General features: G+C 43.5%; 1 protein-coding gene. It reads right to left on the reverse strand.

The window, feature by feature from the left end:
- Positions 1 to 60 precede the first annotated feature (60 nt).
- Positions 61 to 1059 (reverse strand): IS1/IS1595 family N-terminal zinc-binding domain-containing protein, encoded by a 999-nt coding sequence (locus FYJ79_RS12390; RefSeq protein ID WP_154518923.1) that lies wholly within the window; start codon positions 1057 to 1059, stop codon positions 61 to 63.
- Positions 1060 to 1203 lie beyond the last annotated feature (144 nt).

Genomic DNA, 1203 nt, shown 5'->3' on the forward strand with positions numbered 1-1203 from the left:
AAATCCCCATTTGCACAGTGGACCTATATAAAGAGAAAAAAACGTTGATATTCCAACGTTTTACTTCCATGCATCTCGATATTTTAGCGTCTTTTGCGAATACACTATCGCCCGCAGAAGCATTTCCACCTTCTTGAGCTTGTCATGGGGCGGATTCTGCATAAAGCAGAAGATATTAAGGTATCCCTGCAGGTCCTTTCTGTTAAACCCTGGATGAGCGTTAAGAAAGTCCTTAAGCATGAAGCACTGGCGGTTTATAGGTGCAAGCGGATTCTTCTTATCTGGCAGTTTTTCTATCTCACGGGCATTGTATCTTTCCTCGCTAAGCTCCAGTTCCTCTACAAGGACTTTATGACTCTTCTCCCTGTCATGAATGAGATGTGAGCCCCTGGCTATGTGATTCTTAAAGGCATCACGCGTTCTTTCACGTGTTGGCTTTGCCATCCCCTCAAGGAATGCGTAGACTTTCTCCCCGTCAAAACCCATAGCTATACAGTACTTGTTTTTGGATATCCCACGGAGCTCCTTTCCGTTCCTGACAGTGCGATTTGAGGCTGCTTCATTGTAGTAAGTCTCGTCAATGTACACATTTCCTGTAAGTACTATGCCTTCCGTATAGTCCTCAAGAAGCAAAAACAACTTTTTTGTCCAGTACGCAGTAGTTGTCGTGCTGTTCTTGTTATTAGCCGATGTTGATGAGAAGCTGTCATGCCTGAAGAGATTGAGGCAGAACTCAATCCATTCACTGATTGAAATCTTGTGGTTGTCGAGCAATGTACCAGTGAGTATGTTGAACCTCTTTCCACAGTCCTTACAGCAGTATCGCTGAATTCCGTTGGATGTAAATCCCTTTCTGGTAAACTTCAATGACCCGCAGTTCGGACAGCATACAGGAACGAAAGCGTTCAGGAGATTAGCCTCATTGGATTCGCTCAAGGCAGGATGCTTCTCATAATAATCGTCTAGATATTCATTTCTTATGAATTCCTGGACGTTATCACGTAGAGTCGAGTCCCAAGGTGTCTCTCGTCTAGATGCAAAATATTTAGTTTTCTTCATAAGGTTGGCGATCCTCTCTGCTTTGGTGGATGACCGTACAGAGGATCGCCAAAATCACAATTGCACAGTCACCCGCCAAAGCATAATTGCATTACATGCATAATTATTCTATATCATATAGGTCCACTGTGCAAATGGGGATTT

The organism is Sharpea porci, from assembly GCF_009695655.1.
GTDB classification, from domain to species: Bacteria; Bacillota_I; Bacilli_A; order Erysipelotrichales; family Coprobacillaceae; genus Sharpea; species Sharpea porci.

Bases quoted from the DNA above. Each gene is read 5' to 3' on its own strand.
- FYJ79_RS12390 (WP_154518923.1), bottom strand. From the start codon at position 1,059: ATGAAGAAAACTAAATATTTTGCATCTAGACGAGAGACACCTTGGGAC.